The 19,264-nt window shown below is 72.3% G+C and carries 18 protein-coding genes; 10 read left to right on the top strand and 8 right to left on the bottom strand.

Features of this window, described 5'->3' with window-relative positions:
* Positions 1-23: 23 nt before the first annotated feature.
* Both ACSC1Q_RS31150 and ACSC1Q_RS31145 read left to right on the top strand, forming a co-directional pair.
* Complete coding sequence (locus tag ACSC1Q_RS31150) at positions 24-1,223, top strand: L,D-transpeptidase (RefSeq protein ID WP_436762262.1); 1,200 nt, start codon at positions 24-26, stop codon at positions 1,221-1,223.
* A gap of 224 nt (positions 1,224-1,447) precedes the next feature.
* Complete coding sequence (locus ACSC1Q_RS31145; RefSeq protein WP_436762261.1) at positions 1,448-2,140, top strand: HAD family hydrolase; 693 nt, start codon at positions 1,448-1,450, stop codon at positions 2,138-2,140.
* A 40-nt stretch (positions 2,141-2,180) separates the two neighbouring features.
* On the opposite strand, the gene ACSC1Q_RS31140 is transcribed toward ACSC1Q_RS31145, so the two are convergent.
* The 3 genes from ACSC1Q_RS31140 to ACSC1Q_RS31130 all read right to left on the bottom strand — a co-directional run bounded on the left by ACSC1Q_RS31140 (position 2,181) and on the right by ACSC1Q_RS31130 (position 6,646).
* Positions 2,181-3,779, bottom strand: a complete 1,599-nt coding sequence (locus ACSC1Q_RS31140; protein WP_436762260.1) for a class II fumarate hydratase — start codon at positions 3,777-3,779, stop codon at positions 2,181-2,183.
* Positions 3,743-5,494 carry an NAD-dependent malic enzyme gene (locus ACSC1Q_RS31135; RefSeq protein WP_436762259.1) on the bottom strand — a complete coding sequence of 584 codons (1,752 nt, stop codon included), beginning with the start codon at positions 5,492-5,494 and terminating at the stop codon, positions 3,743-3,745. Before ACSC1Q_RS31135 ends, ACSC1Q_RS31140 begins: the two co-directional genes overlap by 37 nt.
* Before the next feature lie 189 nt (positions 5,495-5,683).
* Positions 5,684-6,646 carry a radical SAM protein gene (locus tag ACSC1Q_RS31130; protein WP_436762258.1) on the bottom strand — a complete coding sequence of 321 codons (963 nt, stop codon included), beginning with the start codon at positions 6,644-6,646 and terminating at the stop codon, positions 5,684-5,686.
* 143 nt (positions 6,647-6,789) lie between these two features.
* Here ACSC1Q_RS31130 and ACSC1Q_RS31125 point away from each other — a divergent pair, with 143 nt between their 5' ends.
* The 6 genes from ACSC1Q_RS31125 (at position 6,790) to nhaA (ending at position 11,539) form a co-directional block, all read left to right on the top strand.
* On the top strand, positions 6,790-7,116 hold the full coding sequence (locus ACSC1Q_RS31125; RefSeq protein ID WP_436762257.1) for a DMT family transporter: 327 nt from the start codon (positions 6,790-6,792) through the stop codon (positions 7,114-7,116).
* A 52-nt stretch (positions 7,117-7,168) separates the two neighbouring features.
* On the top strand, positions 7,169-7,729 hold the full coding sequence (locus tag ACSC1Q_RS31120) for a GNAT family N-acetyltransferase (RefSeq protein ID WP_436762256.1): 561 nt from the start codon (positions 7,169-7,171) through the stop codon (positions 7,727-7,729).
* Positions 7,730-7,902: 173 nt separating this feature from the next.
* Entirely contained in the window at positions 7,903-8,253 is a 351-nt protein-coding gene (locus ACSC1Q_RS31115) for a DUF952 domain-containing protein (RefSeq protein WP_436762255.1), read from the top strand.
* Positions 8,250-8,804 carry an NUDIX domain-containing protein gene (locus ACSC1Q_RS31110; protein ID WP_436762254.1) on the top strand — a complete coding sequence of 185 codons (555 nt, stop codon included), beginning with the start codon at positions 8,250-8,252 and terminating at the stop codon, positions 8,802-8,804. Before ACSC1Q_RS31115 ends, ACSC1Q_RS31110 begins: the two co-directional genes overlap by 4 nt.
* A 133-nt stretch (positions 8,805-8,937) precedes the next feature.
* Complete coding sequence (locus ACSC1Q_RS31105; RefSeq protein WP_436762253.1) at positions 8,938-9,207, top strand: hypothetical protein; 270 nt, start codon at positions 8,938-8,940, stop codon at positions 9,205-9,207.
* Between the two features lie 433 nt (positions 9,208-9,640).
* Complete coding sequence (gene nhaA, locus ACSC1Q_RS31100) at positions 9,641-11,539, top strand: Na+/H+ antiporter NhaA (protein WP_436762252.1); 1,899 nt, start codon at positions 9,641-9,643, stop codon at positions 11,537-11,539.
* Positions 11,540-11,723: 184 nt separating this feature from the next.
* Here the strand turns inward: nhaA and ACSC1Q_RS31095 are convergent, their stop codons facing one another.
* The 3 genes from ACSC1Q_RS31095 to ACSC1Q_RS31085 form a co-directional block, all read right to left on the bottom strand.
* Positions 11,724-12,617 carry a class I SAM-dependent methyltransferase gene (locus ACSC1Q_RS31095; RefSeq protein WP_436762251.1) on the bottom strand — a complete coding sequence of 298 codons (894 nt, stop codon included), beginning with the start codon at positions 12,615-12,617 and terminating at the stop codon, positions 11,724-11,726.
* A 208-nt stretch (positions 12,618-12,825) separates the two neighbouring features.
* Positions 12,826-13,419: a helix-turn-helix domain-containing protein gene (locus ACSC1Q_RS31090; protein WP_436762250.1), complete on the bottom strand. Its 594-nt coding sequence runs from the start codon at positions 13,417-13,419 to the stop codon at positions 12,826-12,828.
* A gap of 135 nt (positions 13,420-13,554) precedes the next feature.
* On the bottom strand, positions 13,555-14,220 hold the full coding sequence (locus ACSC1Q_RS31085) for a TetR/AcrR family transcriptional regulator (protein ID WP_436762249.1): 666 nt from the start codon (positions 14,218-14,220) through the stop codon (positions 13,555-13,557).
* A 120-nt stretch (positions 14,221-14,340) separates the two neighbouring features.
* On the opposite strand from ACSC1Q_RS31085, the gene ACSC1Q_RS31080 reads away from it, so the two are divergent.
* A complete protein-coding gene (locus tag ACSC1Q_RS31080; RefSeq protein WP_436762248.1) occupies positions 14,341-15,429 on the top strand; it encodes an inositol monophosphatase family protein in 1,089 nt (362 codons plus the stop codon).
* 69 nt (positions 15,430-15,498) lie between these two features.
* On the opposite strand, the gene ACSC1Q_RS31075 is transcribed toward ACSC1Q_RS31080, so the two are convergent.
* Positions 15,499-16,182 (bottom strand): sulfotransferase family protein, encoded by a 684-nt coding sequence (locus ACSC1Q_RS31075; RefSeq protein ID WP_436762247.1) that lies wholly within the window; start codon positions 16,180-16,182, stop codon positions 15,499-15,501.
* 368 nt (positions 16,183-16,550) lie between these two features.
* Here ACSC1Q_RS31075 and tuf point away from each other — a divergent pair, with 368 nt between their 5' ends.
* Positions 16,551-17,717: an elongation factor Tu gene (tuf, locus tag ACSC1Q_RS31070; RefSeq protein WP_436762246.1), complete on the top strand. Its 1,167-nt coding sequence runs from the start codon at positions 16,551-16,553 to the stop codon at positions 17,715-17,717.
* A gap of 90 nt (positions 17,718-17,807) precedes the next feature.
* On the opposite strand, the gene ACSC1Q_RS31065 is transcribed toward tuf, so the two are convergent.
* Complete coding sequence (locus ACSC1Q_RS31065) at positions 17,808-18,917, bottom strand: aldo/keto reductase (protein WP_436762245.1); 1,110 nt, start codon at positions 18,915-18,917, stop codon at positions 17,808-17,810.
* Positions 18,918-19,264: the final 347 nt, after the last annotated feature.

Below are 19,264 nucleotides of genomic sequence, written 5' to 3'. Positions count from 1 at the left end.
TGGGGAGAGAAATTGTGCTGATCGTGGAACGCCGACGCCTCAGGACGCCGCTGGCCGGTCTGGCCGTGGCGACCGCGGCGGTGCTGGTCACCGCCTGCTCCGGGGGGGCGGACCCGCAGGCCTCCGCCGGTCCCGGCGCCGGATCGGGCGCCGTCTCGGCCACCGCTCCGGCCGCGACGGAGATAAAGATCAGCCCGGCCGAGGGCAGCAAGACCGTGCGCCCGAACAAGAAGGTCGTCGTCGCGGCCTCCAACGGGGCGTTGGAGGAGGTCACCGTGGAAAGCGGCGGCCGGAAGCTGGAAGGCGACTTCGACGCCGAGCGCACGAGGTGGAGCTCCTCCACGCCGATGATGCCGGACAGCGACTACACCGTGTCGGCCCGGGCGGTGGACGGCACGACCGCCGCGAGCTCCTTCAGGACGCTCAAGCCCGAGCACGAGCTAGAGGTGGCGGACGTCACCCCGGCGATCAAGGGGGAGAAGGTCGGCGTGGGGGCGCCGATCATCGTCACCTTCAACCAGCAGATCGCCAACAAGGCCGGGGTGGAGAAGGCCCTTGAGGTCAAGGCGCAAAAGCCCGCCCAGGGCGCGTGGCGCTGGATCAACGACACGACCGTGATCTACCGGACCGCGAAGTTCTGGCAGCCGCACCAGAAGGTGACCTTCACCGCCCGTCTCAAGGGCGTGCAGGGCGGCAAGGACATGTACGGCGTGAAGGACATGACCAAGGTCATCCAGATCGGCGCGGCCCAGGTCTCCACGATCGACACCCGCAAGCACAAGATGATCGTCAAGCGGGACGGCAAGGTCGTGCAGACCATGCTGATCAGCGCGGGCAACGCCAGCACCCGCGAGTACACCACCACCAGCGGCGTCCACCTGGCGATGGGCAAGGCCAACCCCGAGCGCATGATCTCCCCGGGCCGCAAGAAGGGCGACCCCGGCTACTACGACCTGATGATCAACCACGCGGTCCGTTTCTCCAACAGCGGCGAGTACGTGCACGCGCTGAACAACGTGTGGGCCCAGGGACGCCAGAACGTCAGCCACGGGTGCATCAACTCCCGTCCCGACCAGGCCAAGTGGTTCTACAACCAGGTCCAGCGCGGCGATGTGATCACCATCAGGGGGACCAACCGCGAGATGGAGTGGAACAACGGCTGGGGCTTCTGGCAGATGTCGTTCAAGGAGTGGAGCAAGGGCAGCGCCCTGACCAAGGCCTGACCACCCCGCTTCTCCCTGCCGCTGTCCCGGCGCCGGGCCGGTGGTTCCGTTGACCCCGGTGACCCGTTGCGGTGCGGAGGGCGGCAGAGAAACGGAGCGAGACGGAAAGGGACCACGGAAAAGGGGCCGCGCCCGGCGGGGCGGGCGCGGTAGCGTGTGCGGCGCATCACGACGGCCGCCGCGGACCGGCGCGGCCGGTGAGGACGTTCTCGGGGGAGGACCGTGTGAGGCTCCAGGAGCAGGTGCTCATCTTCGACGCCGACGACACGCTGTGGGAGAACAACGTGCTGTTCGAGCGGGTCGTCGAGGACTTCCTCGACTGGCTGGCGCACCCGACCCTGGAGCGTGCCCAGATCCGCGCCGTCCTCGACGACATCCAGGCGGCCAACGCCGTCACCCACGGCTACGGCAGCGCGATGTTCCTGCGCAGCCTCGGCGAGTGCTTCGAGCGGCTGAGCGAGCGCCCCGCGACCGCGGCCGAGCGCCGCCACATCGACGAGCTCGCCCTCGCCCTCGTCGAGCGGCGGGTGGAACTGGTCGACGGCGTCGCAGAGACGCTCACGGCCCTGGGCGGGCGCCACGAGCTGCTCCTGCTCACCAAGGGCGACCTGGAGGAGCAGCGGCGCAAGCTGGAGGCCTCGCGGCTGGCCCACCACTTCCGCGACGTGCACATCGTGGCGGAGAAGGACGTCGCCACCTACCGGTGGCTGGCCCGCGAGCACGCGCTGGCGCCCGCGACGACCTGGATGATCGGCAACTCCCCGAGGTCGGACATCATCCCCGCCCGTCAGGCGGGGATGAACGCGGTGTTCATCCCCAACGACCACACCTGGGCGCTGGAGCGGAGCGACCTCGACCCCGGCGACGAGCGGGTGCTGCGGCTGGGCGGGTTCCCCGAGCTGCTGGACCACTTCTGAGGGACGGTCCAAGCTCCCGTAGGCCCGGAACTCCCGTCGCTCAGCTCCCGTCGGCCTCGGCTCCGGCCGGGCCTCGGTCGCCGTTGGCGGAGTCGGCGGCGGCCACGCCGGGCCGGGTGAGGCGTTCGGGATCGACGACCCTGTCGTACAGGGCCTCCTCGACGCCCGATCTCAGGGCGGCGTCCTTGAGGGTGAGGTCCTCGCGCAGCGCCCGGTGGGCGATGCGCGCGGCCCTGTCGTAGCCGATGGCCGGGCTGAGCGCGGTGACCATCATGAGCGACCGGCCGACGTTGTCCTCCAGCCTGGCGGTGTCGAGCCGGACCCCTTCGACGAGGTAGGCGCGGAAGTGGTCCATCGCGTCGGCCAGCAGCCGCGTCGAGCGCAGGACGTTGTCGATGATGACCGGCCGGAAGGCGTTGAGCTCGAAGTTGCCCTCCGCGCCCGCCATCGAGACCGCCGTGTCGTTGCCCGTCACCTGGACGCAGACCATCAGCACCGCCTCGGCCTGGGTCGGGTTCACCTTCCCCGGCATGATCGAGGATCCCGGCTCGTTGGCGGGCAGCACCAGCTCGTGCAGGCCCGTACGGGGCCCCGAGCCGAGCCAGCGCATGTCGTCGGCGAACTTGAACAGGGGAACCGCCAGGGTGCGCAGCGCCGCCGAGAAGCGCACCAGCGCGTCGCAGGAGGCCTGCGCGGCGAAGGCGTTGGGGGCGCCGGTGAAGGCGAGCCCGGTGAGGGCGGCGATCCGCGCGGCGGCCACGTCCCCGAACCCCGGCGGCGCGTTCAGCCCGGTGCCCACCGCCGTGCCGCCGATCGCCAGCCGGTACAGCCCCGCCAGGGCGTGGCGGAGGTTGTCGTCGGCGTCCTTCAGCTGGGCGGCGTAACCCGACCACTCCTGGCCGACCGTGAGCGGCGTGGCGTCCTCCAGGTGGGTACGGCCGATCTTGACCACGTGCTCCCACTCGCGGCCCCGGGCCTCGGCGGCGCCGCGCAGCCGTTCCAGCGCGGGCAGCAGGCGGCCGGTGGCGGCCTGGACGGCGGCGATGTGCATCGCGGTGACGAAGGTGTCGTTGGAGGACTGCCCCATGTTGACGTGGTCGTTGGGGTGGATCGGCTCCTTCGCGCCGAGCCGTCCGCCGAGCAGCTGGATCGCCCGGTTGGAGATCACCTCGTTGACGTTCATGTTCGACTGGGTGCCCGAGCCGGTCTGCCAGACGTACAGCGGGAACTCCGCGTCCAGGTCACCGGCGACGACCTCGTCGCAGACCCTGCCGATCAGGGCGGCCTTCCAGGCGGGCAGGCGCCCGGCCTCGCCGTTGACGAGGGCCGCGGCCTTCTTGACGACGCCGTAGGCGTGGTAGACGGCCTTGGGCATCCGGTCCTCGCCGATGTCGAAGTGGACCAGCGACCGCTGGGTCTGCGCGCCCCAGTAGTGGTCGGCCGGGACCTGGATCTCACCCATCGAGTCGCTCTCGGTACGGGTGCCCGAGGCCCGCAGCCCGATCGGCACGTCGCCGATCTCGGGCGCGGTCTCCCGTACGGCTTCCCGCGCGGTCTCCCCTGCGGTCTCCCGCGCGCGGCGCGGATGGCGGGCGGCCACCGTCAGGATCCCCTGACCGGCCGGTAGCGCGGCTGCCACATCGCGTCCCGCACCTGCTGGACGGGGTCGGGCAGGTCCACGCGGGCCAGGCCCTCGGCGGCGGCCTGGCGGGCGACGGCGACGGCGACGGTGGCCGAGACCTCCCGCAGGTCCCCGACCGGCGGCAGCAGGGAGGCGCCGGGGGTGGAGACGTCGGCCAGCGAGCCGACCGCCTCGGCCGCGGCCTGGAGCATGCCGTCGCTGACCCGCCGGGCGCGCGAGACGATCACGCCCAGTCCCAGTCCCGGGTACAGCAGGGCGTTGTTGGCCTGGCCGATGACGTGGGTGAGGCCGTCGTGGGTGACGGGGGCGACCGGGATGCCGGTGGCGACCAGGGCGCGGCCGCCGGTCCAGCGGATCAGGTCCTCGGGCATCGCCTCGATGCGGCTGGTCGGGTTGGAGATGGGGAAGACGACGGGCCGCTCGACGGCGGCGGCCATGGCGCGGACGATCTCCTCGGTGAAGGCGCCGTGCGCGGTGGAGGTGCCCAGCAGCATGGTCGGGTGGACGCGGCCGACGACCTCGGCCAGCCCGATCCCGTTCTCCCTGGCGTCCCTGAGCCAGCCGGTGACCTCCGAGGCCGGGCGGGCGTAGGGGATCTGGAAGTCACGCAGGCCGGACATGTCGTCGGTGAGCAGGCCCTGCCGGTCGACCGCCCAGATCCGGCGGACGGCCTCCTGGGCCCGCAGGCCGTCGCGCACCATCGCGTCGCGCAGCTGGTCGGCGATGCCGATGCCCGCCGTACCGGCGCCGAAGACGACGATCCGCTGGTCGCGCATGGGCGTGCCCGAGACGCGGGCGGCGCCCAGCATGGCCGCCAGCACGATCGCGCCGGTGCCCTGCATGTCGTCGTTGAAGGTGGGCAGGCGCCCGGTGTAGCGCTCCAGGATGCGCCGGGCGTTGGAGGGGCCGAAGTCCTCCCAGTGCAGCATCGCGCCGGGGAAGCGGTCGGTGGCCGCCGAGACGTAGGCGTCGACGAAGTCGTCGTAGCGCCGCCCCCGCACCCGCGAGTGCCGGTTGCCGACGTAGAGGGGGTCGTTGAGCAGCTTCTCGTTGTCGGTGCCGACGTCCAGCGCCACGGCGACGACCCGGGCGGGGTCGATTCCGGCGGCGGCGGTGTAGACGGCGAGCTTGCCGACGGCGATGCCCGCGCCGCCGCCCACCCCCCAGTCGCCGATGCCGAGGATCTCCTCGGCGTCGGAGGCGACGACCAGGTCGACGTCGCCCGCTCCCAGGCCCAGGTTGGAAAAGGCCCGCTCGATGCCCGCCACGTCGTCGACCGACAGGTAGAGGCCCTGGGGGCGGCGGTACTCGTGGCTGTAGCCCTCGATCGCGCGGGCGATCGTCGGGTCGTAGACGACCGGCAGCATCTCCGGCAGGTGGTCGCCCAGCAGCCGGTAGAACAACACCTCGTTGCGGTCCTGCAGCGCCGTCAGGTAGATGTTCCCGCGCAGGTCGTCCGGTTGCGCCAGATACTGCGCGTACGCGCGGCCCGCCTGCTCCTCCAGCGTCTCGACCGCCGCCGGCAGGAGCCCGTCCAGGCCCAGCTCCTCGCGTTCGGCCGGGGTGAAGGCCGTGCCCTTGTTCAGCAGCGGGTTGTCCAGGACCTCCAGGCCGCGCCCCGGGGTGGTGTAGCTGCCGTCGGGGTTCTCGGTGAAGCCTCTGCGCGCCCGCGTGGCCCGCCGTCTCCTGCCCGGCGCCATCGTCTTGCCCATGGTCTTCCCCGTTCGTCGGCGTCGCCCAGCGTTATCCGGTGTCTCCCGGTGTTCCGGCCGCCCGGTGTGCGGGCCCGTACGCGCTATGCCCTCCCCAGAGCGCGCCGACGAACGCCACAATCAGAACAAAGATTCCCTTTGCCGCCTATTGCACCTTTTAGGAGTAATGCCCTTTTGGGGGTCGGAGGCTCAGAGGAGGGAGAGCTGGGCCTGCCGGGGCAGGGCGAGCGGCAGGGGCTGCTCGGGCCGCGCCGGGCCCATCCCGTAACGGGCGGCCAGCCGCGACACCTGGCCGGTCAGGCCGCGCACGTAGCCGGGCTCGGCGTCGGGGCCCCTGCCGTACAGCTCGGCGTAGCGCGGCCCGAGCGCCGGGTGGTGCTCACCCAGCCAGGCGAGATACCACTCCCGGGCGCCGGGGGGCAGGCGCAGCACGTGCGGGACGAGGCTGACGGCCCCGGCGTCGGCGACGCGGCGCACGGTGGCCGCGAGCTGGTCGGGGGAGTCGGTCAGCAGCGGCAGGATCGGCGCCATCGCCACCCCGCACGCCACCCCCCGCTCGTTCAGCTCGGCCACCAGCTCCAGGCGTTTCTGCGGGCTGGGGGCGCCGGGCTCCACGCTGCGGCGGATCCGGTCGTCGACGAAGGCGATCGAGACCACCACCCCGGCCCCCGGGGTGGCCGCCAGCAGGTCGGCGTCACGCAGGATCAACCGGCTCTTGGTGAACACGGTGAACGGCGCCCCGGCCTCGCGCAACGCGCCGACCAGGCCCGGCATCAGCCGGTAGACCTCCTCGGCGCCCTGGTAGCAGTCGCCCCCCACCCCCACGGTGACGTGCTCGCCGTCCCAGCGCGACCCCAGCTCCCGGCGCAGCTTCCGCACGATGTTGGTGCGCACCACGATCCGGGAGTCGAAGTCGCCTTCGGCGTTCAGCCCCAGGTAGCGGTGCCCCCGGCGCACCGAGCAGTAACGGCAGGCCTGGGCGCACCCCCGGTAGGGGCTGACCGCCCACCCCTCGGGGGTGCGGTCCAGCGCGGTGCGCGCCTGCACCTCGTAGCAGGTCAGAGCCCCGTGGACCCTGGTCAGCGCGGAGCGCTCGATGCGCGGCCTGACGTCGGGCGGCGCGTCGAGCAGGGCGGGCGCGTCCCATGGCATGCGGCCCAGTGGAACACGCTTTCGACACCGCTCGCAAGCCGGGCAGGTCGTGGCGCCGGACGGCCTCGCTCCCGGGGGGCAGGGCCACCCCCGATCAAGGAAAATGGTATGTTTGTGCCCGTTTTTGGGGGAGTGGGGGAATCATGGCGTGGTTGATCCTGGCCGGGGCGATCATCGCGGAGCTCGTGGCGACCACCGCGCTCAAGCTGAGCGACGGATTCGCCCACAAGGGCTGGTCGGTCCTCGTCGTCGTCGGCTACGTCGCCGCGTTCGTCCTGCTGGCCCAGGCGCTCAAACTGCAGATGGAGGTCGGCGTCGCCTACGCGGTCTGGGCCGGGGCGGGCACCGCCGCCATCGCCGTCATCGGCGTGCTCTTCCTCGGCGAGACGATCAGCCTCGCCAAGATCGCGGGCATCGTCCTGATCATCGGCGGCGTCGTGGTGCTCAACCTGGCCGGAGGCGCCCACTGAGGCCCCGGTAAACGCCTCGCCCGCCGCGCGGCGCTCGCCCTAGTCTGGGCCGGTGCTGAAGCCTTCCTACCCCGTCCGGACCGACCGCCTGATCCTGCGCCCCTACACCCCGGCCGATCTCGACGCCCTGTACGCCATCCACCGCCTGCCCGAGGTCGCCCGCTACCTGTACTGGGAGCCACGCGACCGCGAGCAGACCCGCGAGGCGCTGGAAAGAAAGATCAACGAGACGGCGCTGCTGGAGGAGGGCCAGTCCCTCACCCTGGCGGTGGAGCTGGCCGCCACCGGCGAGCTGCTCGGCGACGTCCTGCTCATGTGGCACAGCCGCGCACACCGCTCCGGTGAGATCGGCTACGTCTTCCACCCCGGCCACCACGGCAAGGGGTACGCCACCGAGGCCGCCCGCGCCGTGCTGGAGCTCGGCTTCGACGGCCTGGGCCTGCACCGCCTCACCGGGCGCCTGGACGCCCGCAACGAGGCCTCGGCCCGGGTGCTGGAGAAACTCGGCATGCGCCGCGAGGCCCACTTCGTCGACAACGAGATCGTCAAGGGCGAGTGGACCAGCGAGCTCGTCTACGCCGTCCTGCGGCGCGAGTGGCGGTCCCGGCGCTGAAAGCCCGGCGCGCCGGCCCGGGCGGCGCCGGATCCGCCGGACGGCGAACCCGCGGGGCTTTCAGCGCCGGGCCTGAGGAACACCGGACCCGTGACACCGGCCCGGCTCGGTCCCCTACCTCCCCGACCGGCCCAGTTTGAACGACGGGCGCGAGCAGGGCACCATGTCATCCGATGACCATTCTGCATCTCGCCCTGGCCTCCGACTGGGACGCCGCCCGGCAGGCGGGGGAGTACCGCGTCTCCACGATCGGCCACACCCTCGACGACGTCGGCTTCATCCACGCCTGCGCCGACCACGAGCAGCTGCGCGGCGTCGTGGAGCGCTTCTACCGCGACGTCACCGACCCCCTCGTGCTGCTCAGCGTCGACCCCGCCGGGCTCGACGTCCGCATGGAGGAGGTGCCCGGTGACTCGCCCGAGGCGTTCCCGCACATCTACGGGCCGCTGCCGGTCAGCGCGGTGACGGCCGTCCAGCCGTTCACCCCGCCCGGTCCCGGCCCGCTCAGTAGGCTCCGCGCATGACCGACGTATCCGGACCCGGACCAACGATCCGCACCCTCGACTCCATGGTCGTCTACACCAACCCGTGGATCAGCGTGCGCGAGGACCGCATCGAGCGCCCCGACGGCTCGCACGGCATCTACGGCGTCGTGGACGTGCCGGACTTCGCCATCGTCATGCCCATGGAGAACGACGGCTTCCACCTCGTGGAGGAGTACCGCTACCCGGTCAGGCGCCGCACCTGGAACTTCCCCCAGGGCGGGGTCAAGGACAGCCCCTCACCCCTGTTCACCGCCCATACCGAGCTCACCCAGGAGACCGGCCTGCGCGCCACCTCGATGACCCACCTGGGCCGCCTGGACAACGCGCACGGCACGACGGGCCAGAACTACGACATCTTCCTCGCCACCGGCCTGACCGCCGGAGCCCACGAGCGCGAGCACACCGAGCAGGACATGCGCCAGGGCTGGGTGTCACGCACCGAGTTCGAGCAGATGATCCTCGACGGCGCCATCACCGACAGCAACTCGATCGCCGCCTACGCCATGCTCCTGCTGCGCGGGGCGCTCTGAGAGTCTCCGGGAATCTTCAAAAGACCGGCCCGGCCTCCCCGAAGCCGAAAAAACCGATCGAGATCACCGCATCCACCCCGAATACGGTGATCACCCCCTCCATTCGACGGCCTCACGGCGGTACGCTCAGCCCATGTCGAACCCGATCGTCATCCTCCTCCTGACGGCGGTCGTCGTGGCGGCGGTCATCGCCCTGATCGTCTTCGCGGTACGGGCGGCACAGCGCCCCAGAAACGCCCTGGTCGGCGGGGGAATCGGCCCCGAACTCGTCGAACGGCTCCTGAAACTCAAGGCCTCCGACCAGTTCGACCAGGCCGTCTTCCTGGTCCGCGGCGAGACCGGCATGAGCCACCGCGCCGCCGCCCGCTTCGTCAGGAAACTCAGGTCGTCACCCCCGCCCTGACCCCCACCCCCCACCTCTCCCGTCCTCCGTCCCGGGCGGGCATCGGCCGAAACGGCCACCGCGCCCGCCCGGCCCCCTTCACCCCGGCCCGTAATCCGCTTCCCCGGCCCGCACCGGCGAGAACCGCCGTGCGGGCCCTTGGGTACCCTGGGGGCGACCTCGACACGGACAGGGCGCCCCGGCGGCGGCATTCGCCCGCCGTAAAGGCGCGCCGACCGCGCCATACGATCGAACCCACACCCACACCCACGCCTTCGCCGGAGCACCGCCGGGCGGCGCGGGAAACGAGCAGCGGCACACGAACACGAGAACGCGCCGGCGCGAGAGCGCCACCCCCCGCCAGGACAACACGTGAACCACCGGTCTCGCGCCCCGCGCGACGCGAGACCACCAGGCACGGGGAGAGCACGATGCGCCCGACGAGAACCCGACGATGACGGCCCCCCGCCAGGAGGCCACCCCACCGCCCGCCCGGACCGTGTGGGCGCAGACCTCCACCACCCCGCTGCGCGACTTCCTGCGCACCGAGACCGGCAGCGCCGTCATCCTGCTCGCCGCGACGCTGGCCGCCCTGGCCTGGGCCAACATCGCCCCCTCCGCCTACGAGCGGTTCTGGCGCCTCCCGCTGTCCATCACGTTCGGGGACTCGGGCGTCTCACAGGACCTGCGCCAGTGGGTCAACACCGGCCTGATGACGTTCTTCTTCTTCGTCGTGGGGCTCGAAGCGCGCCGCGAGTTCGACATGGGGGAGCTGCGCGACCGCAGACGGCTCGTCCTGCCCCTCGCCGCCGGCGCCGGCGGCATGATCGTCCCCGTCGCGATCTACCTCGCTCTCAACGCGGGCACCCCGGCCGTCCACGGCTGGGGCGCCGCCATGTCCACCGACACCGCGTTCGCCCTCGGCATGCTCGCCCTGTTCGGCTCCCGGCTGCCCGCCCGGCTGCGCACCTACCTGCTCACCATCACCGTCGTCGACGACCTGCTCGCCCTCGCGGTCATCGCGATCTTCTACAGCGAGCACGTCACCCTGATGCCGCTGCTGGCCGCCGCGGCCGTCTTCGCCGTGATCCTGGCGGTCCGCGCCGCCGGCGTGCGCCACGGGTTCGTCTACGCGCTGCTGGGCGCCGCGGCATGGGCCGCGCTGCTGCGCTCCGGCGTCGAACCGGTGATCATCGGCCTGGCGATGGGACTGCTGACCTACGCCTCCCCGGCCTCACGCGGCGACCTGGAACGCGCCACCGACCTGTTCCGCCTCTTTCGCGAGCAGCCGACCCCCGAGCTGGCCCGCTCGGCCCAGGGCGGCCTCACCTCGGCGATCTCTCCCAACGAGCGGCTGCAGCAGCTGTACCACCCCTGGACGAGCTACGTCGTCGTCCCCCTGTTCGCGCTGGCGAACGCCGGGATAACCCTCAGCGGCGACTTCCTGGCACGAGCCCTCGTCTCCCCGATCACCCTGGGCATCCTGCTGGCCTACACGGTCGGCAAACCCCTCGGGATCATCACCGCCTCCTGGCTGGTCACCCTGCTCGGCCGTGGCCGCGTCCGCCCGCCGGTCGGCTGGGCCGCCGTGACGGCCGGCGGCGCGATCGCCGGCATCGGCTTCACCGTCTCCCTGCTGATCGCCACCCTCGCCTTCGACGGCCCCCGGTTGCAGGAGGCCAAGTTCGGCATCCTCGCAGCGGCGGTGTGCGCGCCCGTCGTCACCTGGGCCGTCTCCCGCGCGACCGCGCTGCTGCCGGTACGGCTGCGCATCCGCGCCCTGCTGGGCACCGCCGAGACCATCGTCGACCTGGCCGCTCCCGTCGACCCCGGCCGCGACCACCTTCGCGGCCCCGCCGACGCGCCGGTGACCGTCGTCGAGTACGGCGACTTCGAGTGCCCCTACTGCGGCCAGGCCGAACCGGTCGTACGCCGCATCCTGGCCGACCTCGGCGACGTCCGCTACGTCTGGAGGCACCTGCCGCTCACCGACGTCCACCCCTTCGCCCAGCTCGCCGCCCAGGCCGGGGAGGCCGCGGCCGCGCAGGGAGCGTTCTGGCGGATGCACGACCGCCTGCTCGCCCACCAGGACCACCTGCGGCCCGCCGACCTCGTCGGCCACGCCCGCGAACTCGGCCTCGACGTCGAGCGTTTTCGCGCCGACCTCCACGACCACGCCGCGGCCGCCCGGATCGCGGCCGACGTCGACTCCGCCGACGTCAGCGGCGTGTCCGGCACGCCGACGTTCTTCATCAACGGGCGGCGCCACCACGGCGCCTTCGACCTCGACGGCCTTTCCGCGGCCATCCGCTCGGCCCGCGCCCGGGCCGGCCTGGACCCGTCGCGGCGATAGGAACGAGCCCCACCGGCCGGGGGCGGCACCACCGGCCACCGCCCGTCCGCCCGGCCGCGCCGGATGACCACGGCCTGAGGGGAGACGGCGTTCGACGGCGTTCCCGGCCTTGTTCCCGGGTTCCCAGCTTCCCGGGTTTCTGGCTTTTCGGCTTTGTTCCCGGCCTCGGCGCGCACCGCGCCGCTCAGGTCCGCCGTGCCGCCCACACGGTGCGTTCGGTGCGCACCGTCAGGTCGTCCCTGCGCAGGATGCCGTGGGGGGCGTCGGCGTCGAGCAGCCGGTCGAGAGCGGCGAGGTCCTCGGCCTGCAGAGAGTGGGCGACGCCGTCGCGGATGCGCCGCAGGCTGTTCAGCGCGTAGCGGCCGACGGCCTCGGAGTGGGGCGGCCCCAGGTTCACGGTGATCGTGCGTTCGCCCTCGACGGTGAAGCCGGCGGCGGCCAGCAGGGGACCCCAGTCGGCGCCGCGGTGCGGCATCTGCTCGGCATGATGATCGTCAAGCGCGGCGTGGCAGCGTTCCTCAAGACCGGGCCGGTCCTGCGGGGCGTCCTCCGGCAGGAATCGCGGGAAACCGGACAGCTCGACGACGGCGAGCAGCCCACCCGGCGCGAGCGCGTCATGAACCTGGCGCAGGATGCGGTCCGGGTCGGCCATGTGGTGCAACGAGGCCGACGCCCAGACCAGTTCGGGCTTGCCGAGGTCGGGCCAGGTGCCGTCGAGGTCGGCCTCCACGGGGTGGACCCGGCCGGCGACGCCTTCCGAGGCCGCCCTGTCGCGCAGGCGGCGCAGATAGCGGGACGAGGTGTCGACAGCGGTCACCTCGGCCTCGGGGAAGCGCCTCAGCAGCGCGAAGGTGCCCGTGCCGGTGCCGCACCCCAGATCCACGATCCGCCGGGGGGCGGCCTCGACGGGTAGCCACTCGATGATGGACGCGATGTGCTCGGCGAGCACCTCCGCGTCCAGGTCGAGCAGCTGGGCCATCTCGTCCTCGGCGTCGTGTCCGTGTCCGTGTCCGTGCCCTTGCGCATGATCGTGCTGCGCGTGGTGGTGGTGCGTTGTGTGCGGGGCTGTGGGTGTCATGGCGACCACGCTAGGAGCGTCATGCGCCAGAGGCGTGAAGTCTTGCCGATAAGGCAAGATGATGACCTGCCGGGCCGCGTGACGCGCAAGCGGACCCGTGGCCCGACCTTCGTGACGAGCCGGACTCGAGCGCGGAACCTCCCTGGGAAGAGCGGCCATGACGAACGCGGAACCCTCCCGGGCGGGAAAGAGCGGCCATGGGGAGCGATCACCGCGGCGGGCGGCTCGCCTCGGGGACGTCCTCGCGGGTCTGGTGACCGCGTCGGGCGTCACGGTCGAAGATGCCGAGGACTTCGGCCGGACCGCCGACGGCGCCGATGGCGTGCGGGAGCATCGTGGGAAACTCCGCGGACTGGTTGGTCTCCACCCGGAAGCGGTGGTTGCCCAGGATCAGCACCACGGTGCCGGACAGGACGACGAGCCACTCCCGGCCAGGATGGGCGCGCAGGCGCGAGGGGCTGTCCGGCGGCGGGTCCACCACGCGCTGGCGGATGACGGTGACGCCGGGGTCGGCGCGCACCGTCCATCGCATCTGCCGGCGGGCCGCGTCGTGCACCGGGTTGCCGACGACGTCCTCGGTGGCCGTCTCGACCAGCTGGTCGATGGAGGTGTCCAGCGCGCGGGCGAGGGTGACGAGCTGGTCCAGGGCGAGGCGGCGCCTGCCGTTCTCGATCCGGCTGAGCGTGGAAGGACTGAGCCTGGCCCGGGCGGCCAGATCGTCCAGGGACCAGCCCTGCGCCACCCGCAGGGCACGGATCCGCTGGCGCACCAGGCTGTCGAGCTCACCATCGTCTTGCGTCATGGGCAAAACTGTATGCGTGAAGCGCAAAGCACGCTCAGCGCCGCCGCCACGGGGACCCCGCCCGGCGCCCTGACCGGCGCACGTCGCCGGGCCTTGACCGGTGCACGTCGCCGGGCCGAGATGAAGATCGACTCTCTAGTGCCCCTCCTCCTCGGAGAACAAAGAGGATGAAGAGGCCGAAGAAGGTGAAGAAGCCGGAGCGGACGAGCCGATGCCGCCCAGCAGGTTGGCGACCAGGGCTTCGGCGAACTCCTCGTCCAGTGGCCGGTCGGGGATGAGAAGCCGGTGATAGCAGGCGCCCCACAGCTGGTCGACGGCCACCTCGGGATCCAGGCCGGGACGCAGCTGGCCGCGCCGCCTGGCCCTCTCCAGGGCCTGCACGGCCAGAGCCCGGCGCGGGCCCGAGTAGCTCTCCCGGTAGACGGCCGCCAGATCGGGATCGGTCTGGGCCTGGCCGATGAGCTGCGGCACGACGGTCCCGGCCCGGGTGTCGCGCATCAGGCGTACGAACGCCTTCAGCTGCGCGGTGAGATCGGCGGCGATGTCGCCGCTGTCGGGAAAGGCCAGGACGGGGCCGACCACGCCGAAGTAGCCCTCCAGGGCGAGCGCCCCCTTGGAGGGCCACCACTTGTGCAGCGTGACCCGGCTCGCGCCCGCCAGGGTGGCGACCTTCTCGACGGTGAAACCGGTCATGCCCTCGGCCAGCAGGAGCTCACCGGCCGCCCGCAGGACCTCCTGGCGCACCTGTTCGGCCGGGCGGCGCCCACGCCCGCGTCGGGCGGGCGGGCTGGGGTGGGTCACGGTCTACCTCCCGAGAACGCATATGTACATAGTGTATATATTTATCCGGGAAAGTCGCCCGCGAGCACCGTACCGGCCCGTCCCCGGGCGCCGACCGGAAGGCAGCCAGCCATGCCAGCCATGCCAGACCCAGCCCCCACCGGCCGCGAGCATGATCCTCTCGGCGTACCGCGGCCGGGCCGTACCGTCACCGGCCCCGTCACCGAGATCGTCCCCACCGGCGTGCTCGTCCGTGTCGGGCCCGCGCCCCACGGCCCGGAGGGCCTCCTGCGCGACGACGAGCTCGCCGGCCGCGCCGTGCGGGTCGGTGACACGCTCACCGTGCGGATCGTACGGGTCGACGCCGCCCGGCCCCGGATCGACCTCGCCCTCGCCGCGGACTCCCGTACCGCCCGGGAAGGGACCGACGCGGAACTCGCCGTGACGGCGGCGCTGGCGGGTGCCGCCGTGGTGCGCGGCATGTACGGGGCGCCACTGGCACGGTTCGAGAAAACCGCCGGAGACTTCGCCACGGCCGCCGACCTCGAAGCCGAGAAGGTCATTCTCGACCTCGTCCGGGCCGCCCGGCCCCAGGACGCCGTGACCGGCGAGGAGAGCGGGAGCACCGGCCCCGGCGGCGCGTCCGGCACGGAACGCATGTGGCTGGTCGACCCCCTGTGCGGCACGCTGAACTACGCCGCGCGCAACACGCTGGTCGCGGTGAACGTCGCCCTGCGGGCAGGGGCGGACCTCACGGTGGCGGCCTCGGCCGACCCGTTCAGCGGGGAGGTGTTCTGGACGGACGGCGAGCGCGCCCACGTCCGCCGCGACGACGGCGTGGACGAGGAACTCACGCCCTCGCCCGCCTCGCGGCTGGTGGACGTCAACCTCGATCCGCCGTTCCCGAACGCGCCGGGCTTCGCGGCGGCCCGCCTTCTCGCCGACGCGCGGTTCGCCGAGCGGTTCCAGACACGGGTCCTGTCCACCACCCTGGCCCTGGCCTGGGTGGCCGCGGGCCGCAGAGCGGCCTACGTCACCGACGGCGACCCGCGCGACAACGTGCACTTCGCCGCCGGGATCGCGCTGTGCCAGGCCGCCGGGTGCGTGGTGACCGGCCTCCACGGCGAGCCCCCGCACACCGGCGCGGGCGGGCTGGTCGCGGCCGCCGACCGGGAGACGCACACGGCGCTGCTGCGGATGATCGGCGACCCGCTCCCGCCCGGCCGGTAACCGGCCCGGCCCCAGACCACTCCCCTGCGACTGCGACGGGTTCTCGTGCCCGGACGGGGGAGTGGCCCCCTAGCCGCTGCGCCGCAGCAGCATGGCGCCGACGTTCGCCCGCGCGTTCCTGCCGAAGGCCGCGCTGTCGTTGACCCGCGGGAACGGCTCATCGGGCACCGCCACCCCGAGAAACCCGCACAACGGCTCCCAGCCCTGACCGACCTCGAACCGCAACAGCCTGCCGGGCGGGATCGCCGCCACGACCTCGTCGATGTGCTCCTGGAACGTCCTCAGCAGCGACGCGGGATCCTCACAACGCCCGTGGAAGACCCGCTCCTCGACGGTGAGCGTGGTCATCCTCGCGAACGCGGCGAGGTCGGTGCCCAGCACCGAGGAGAGCCCGCGCATCGCCCTGCCGCCCCACCCGCGCCCGCGCCCGCGCCGCCCCAGGACGGTGGCGTTCATGCTGGCCAGCCAGCGCTGCGGATCCCGTACGGTGAGCACGACCTTCGCCTCGGGGAAGTGGCCGGCGAGCTCACGCCAGTAGGCGGCCGAGGGCCAGTCCACGCAGGAGTCATATCCCCGCAGGAGCTCGTCCCAGCTCACCGGCCGCCCCTCGGCGAGGGCGAGCCACCGGCGGATCTGCTCCGGCCGCTCGATCACCTCCTTCATGTGGTGACACGGCCCGTACCCCAGCCGCTCCAGGGCCGTCTTGAGCGAGAGCGTTCCCGTACGACCGAAACCTGCCCCGATGACCCGCATGATCCCTGCCATTCCCCCCGGAAACCGCGCGGCGGCTACTCCGGCAATCTCTCACCACCGCCGAGGACCGGCGGGAAGCCTCGCCGGTCCGCCGCCCCGGGAGGCGGGAGAAACAGATCCGGGTCACAGGGGCCCTGGCCGTTGCGTGGGGAATAATCCGTTGTGCGCCGCTGCTGAGCCGGTCATCATGGTCGCCATGTTCCGGAACGCTCGCCTCGTGACACCCGCCGCCGCGGGTGCCTTCGAGCGTGTCCGCGACGGCCTGGAGCGCTGACCTCTTCCCGTGAGTCCCGGGGTGACCCGGCGGGGGGAGGTGGCCGGCCCGTGACGGGTCACCCCGGATCCAGGCAGTACGAAGGAAGAAAGTCATGGCCAAGCAGGCCTACGTGCGCAACAAGCCGCACCTCAACATCGGCACGATGGGACACGTCGACCACGGCAAGACCACGCTGACCGCCGCGATCACCAAGGTGCTCGCCGAGCGCGGGCAGGCCACCTACACGCCGTTCGAGCGGATCGACCGTACCCCCGAGGAGCACCTGCGGGGCATCACGATCAACATCTCGCACGTCGAGTACGAGACCGCCACCAGGCACTACGCCCACGTGGACATGCCCGGCCACGCCGACTACGTGAAGAACATGATCACGGGGGCGGCGCAGCTCGACGGCGCGATCCTCGTCGTGTCCGCCCGCGACGGCATCATGCCCCAGACCAGGGAGCACGTCCTGCTCGCCCGCCGGGTGGGCGTCGAGCACCTGGTCGTCGCGGTCAACAAGGCCGACGGCGCCGACCCCGAGCTGACCGACCTGGTCGAGCTGGAGCTGCAGGACCTGCTCGCCGAGCACGGCTACCACGACGTGCCGATGGTGCGGGTCTCCGGGCTGCGGGCGCTGGAGGGCGACCCCGAGTGGGCGGCGTCGATCCAGGCGCTGCTGCGGGCGGTGGACGAGCACATCCCCGTGCCGGTCAGATACGTCGACGCGCCGTTCCTGATGCCGGTGGAGAACGTGCTCACGGTGAGCGGCCGGGGCACGGTCGTCACCGGCGCCATCGAGCGGGGCACCGTGCGCGTGGGCGACACGGTGGAGGTGGTCGGGCTCGGCGACGGGTTCGGCGCGGTGGTCACCGGGGTGGAGACGTTCGGCAAGACCATGGAGCGGGGCGAGGCGGGCGACAACGCCGCCGTCCTGCTGCGCGGGGTCAGGCGCGAGCAGGTACGGCGCGGGATGGTGCTGGCGGCCCCGCGCAGCCAGCGCGCCCGCCGGTCGTTCACCGCCAGGCTGTACCTCCTCACGGCCGAGGAGGGCGGGCGGCGCCGCCCGATCGCCTCGGGGTACCGGCCGCAGTTCTACCTGCGCACCACCGACGTGCCGGGCGAGCTGACGCTGCCCTCGCCCGCCCGGCCCGGCGACACCGTGGAGGTGTCGGTGGAGCTGGGCAGGGCGGTGGCGGCCGAGCCGGGCCTCGGCTTCGCGATCCGCGAGGGCGGGCTCACGGTCGGCGCGGGCACGGTCCTGACCGTGGCCGACTGACCGTGGCCTACTGACTGGCCGGCTGATCGCTTACCGGCGCACCGCGTGGGACGGGCCCGCCCGTCCCACGCGGTCGTCGCGGCGGACGGCTCAGCCGCCGCCCTCGGGCACCCAGTTCCGCACGGCCGGGGCGTACCCGGCGGGCTTGTCGCCGACCTTGAGGCCGGGATTGACCAGCCAGCCCTGATAGCCGGGCGTGAACATCCGGTACACCGACGCGGGAGGCGCGGAGCTCGCCTCGTCGAGCCGGGCGCGCAGCTCGGCCGGCAGCTCGACGTCGAGCGCGGTCAAGGTGGTGTCGAGCTGTCCGGGGCCGCTCGCCCCGACGATCGCGGAGGCGATACCGGGCCGGGTGGCGACCCAGTTGAGCGCGACCTGGGCCATCGTCAGCCCGAGCTCACCGGCGACGCCCTCCAGGGTGGCCAGCAGCCGCCACTCCCGCTCCGTGTGTTCCTGCCCGGGGGAGCCCGCGCCGGTGAGGCGGCCCTCCCCGTCCAGGCCCCGGCCGGAGTGGCGGTACTTGCCGGTGAGGAAGCCGCCGCCCAGCGGGCTCCACGCGGTGATGCCCAGCCCCAGGCTCCGCCCCATCGGGACGTGCTCGGTCTCGATCGCCCGGTCGAGGAGGGAGTAGGGCAGCTGCAGGTTGATCATCGGTTCGAGGGAGTGGGCCTCGGCGTAGGTCTGGGCGCGGGCGGCGTACCAGCTCGGCACGTCCGACAGGCCCGCGTAGCGGATCTTCCCGGCCCGGGTGAGGTCGTCGAGGGTCCGCACGACCTCCTCGACGGGAGTGATCCGGTCCCAGGTGTGCAGCATGAACAGGTCGATGTAGTCGGTACGCAGGCGGCGCAGGGACGCCTCGACCGCCCTGATCATGTGCTTGCGGCCGTTGCCCCCCGCGTTCGGGTCCCCGGGGTCGACGCTGTTGGTGAACTTGGTGGTGAGCACCACCCTGTCACGCACCTTGGCCTCGGCGACGAGGTTGCCGAGGATGGTCTCGCTCTCGCCCGCGGTGTAGAAGTCCGCGGTGTCGACGAAGTTGCCGCCCGCCTCCAGATAGCGATGGAAGATGACGCCGGACTCCTCCTCGGTCTTGCCGTACGCGGCGTGGAACCCGCCGGTGCCGAAGTTCATCGTGCCCAGGGCCAGCCGGCTGACGCGCAGCCCGGAACGCCCGAGCAGATAGTAGTGATCCAAGGACATTGAGGTGTCACTCCGTTCGTGAGCGGCGCCGAGGAGCCCGGTCCGTCCGGTTCCCGCGGGCGGCCGGGGCCTGGGTGTTTCCCCCGGCGGTAATCGGATGTCAAGGGCGGGTGCGCCCGTGCTGCCGCTCCGGCCTGTCCGGGCGGGCCGGAAGCGCGTTTTTTCTGAACCGCGCGGTCCAGTCATCAGCTTGCGTACAAAAAAATGGACTGTCAAGTCCAAAAAAGAGGGGCCGGAACACCACGGCCCACCCGCTCCACCCCAAAACCCCCGCCCCGCAGGCCGAAACGGCCTCGGGTGAAACCCGCAGGCCCCCTGAACCCGGCCGCGAACGGGCGGAGGGAAAT

It is taken from the genome of Streptosporangium heterodermiicola, assembly GCF_051390675.1.
In the GTDB taxonomy this organism is placed as follows: domain Bacteria; phylum Actinomycetota; class Actinomycetes; order Streptosporangiales; family Streptosporangiaceae; genus Streptosporangium.
This window is presented reverse-complemented; position numbering and strand designations above follow the sequence as displayed.

Excerpts from the sequence above, each read along its gene's own strand:
- ACSC1Q_RS31135 (WP_436762259.1), bottom strand. The coding sequence starts at position 5,494 with ATGGGCAAGACGATGGCGCCGGGCAGGAGACGGCGGGCCACGCGGGCG.
- ACSC1Q_RS31130 (WP_436762258.1), bottom strand. The coding sequence starts at position 6,646 with ATGCCATGGGACGCGCCCGCCCTGCTCGACGCGCCGCCCGACGTCAGG.
- ACSC1Q_RS31125 (WP_436762257.1), top strand. The coding sequence starts at position 6,790 with ATGGCGTGGTTGATCCTGGCCGGGGCGATCATCGCGGAGCTCGTGGCG.
- ACSC1Q_RS31115 (WP_436762255.1), top strand. The coding sequence starts at position 7,903 with ATGACCATTCTGCATCTCGCCCTGGCCTCCGACTGGGACGCCGCCCGG.
- ACSC1Q_RS31110 (WP_436762254.1), top strand. The coding sequence starts at position 8,250 with ATGACCGACGTATCCGGACCCGGACCAACGATCCGCACCCTCGACTCC.
- ACSC1Q_RS31105 (WP_436762253.1), top strand. The coding sequence starts at position 8,938 with ATGTCGAACCCGATCGTCATCCTCCTCCTGACGGCGGTCGTCGTGGCG.
- nhaA (WP_436762252.1), top strand. The coding sequence starts at position 9,641 with ATGACGGCCCCCCGCCAGGAGGCCACCCCACCGCCCGCCCGGACCGTG.
- ACSC1Q_RS31095 (WP_436762251.1), bottom strand. The coding sequence starts at position 12,617 with ATGACACCCACAGCCCCGCACACAACGCACCACCACCACGCGCAGCAC.
- ACSC1Q_RS31090 (WP_436762250.1), bottom strand. The coding sequence starts at position 13,419 with ATGACGCAAGACGATGGTGAGCTCGACAGCCTGGTGCGCCAGCGGATC.
- ACSC1Q_RS31080 (WP_436762248.1), top strand. The coding sequence starts at position 14,341 with ATGCCAGACCCAGCCCCCACCGGCCGCGAGCATGATCCTCTCGGCGTA.
- ACSC1Q_RS31075 (WP_436762247.1), bottom strand. The coding sequence starts at position 16,182 with ATGCGGGTCATCGGGGCAGGTTTCGGTCGTACGGGAACGCTCTCGCTC.
- tuf (WP_436762246.1), top strand. The coding sequence starts at position 16,551 with ATGGCCAAGCAGGCCTACGTGCGCAACAAGCCGCACCTCAACATCGGC.
- ACSC1Q_RS31065 (WP_436762245.1), bottom strand. The coding sequence starts at position 18,917 with ATGTCCTTGGATCACTACTATCTGCTCGGGCGTTCCGGGCTGCGCGTC.